Annotated in this window: 1 protein-coding gene; it reads right to left on the bottom strand. The window is 59.9% G+C overall.

The window, feature by feature from the left end:
- Positions 1 to 187: 187 nt before the first annotated feature.
- A partial coding sequence (locus tag H074_RS41345) for a hypothetical protein (RefSeq protein WP_235096613.1) occupies positions 188 to 445 on the bottom strand: 258 nt, incomplete at its 5' end.

Here is a 445-nt window from a genome sequence, read left to right as displayed (position 1 = left end):
CGATCCATCGACCTCAGTGAGTTTCGCTTCACTTACGTGACCCACAGAAGCAATAGTAGCGACCGCTCGGTGGAAATCACTGTGCACGAAACGCCGAAGCGGGGGAAGAGTGACTATCTCGGGGAGACGTCTTTGACGGAGTTCTTCGTGCGGAGATTCGACGTTCTGCCGGAGGCTGCTNTGGCTGTCAATGGGATTCATCCGTCGGCGTGAGCACGAGGATGGGAACAAGATTCTCTCCATCGCGATGACGCGGTCCCCCAACAACGACGCCGACCTTATACTGAGAGTGGTTCGGGATCTCGTTGTCGCTGCTTTCGCAGAGCAGTTGCCGGGGCCTGAAGCCGAGCGAGAGGCCCGCGCGATCCTGCGCAAGTCCGTCCGTATCACCTTGTACCGCGCGCGTCGGCCAAGGTTGCCCGCTGTTCTGGTGGACGTGGTCGGG

It is taken from the genome of Amycolatopsis decaplanina DSM 44594, from assembly GCF_000342005.1.
Classification (GTDB): domain Bacteria; phylum Actinomycetota; class Actinomycetes; order Mycobacteriales; family Pseudonocardiaceae; genus Amycolatopsis; species Amycolatopsis decaplanina.
This window is presented reverse-complemented; position numbering and strand designations above follow the sequence as displayed.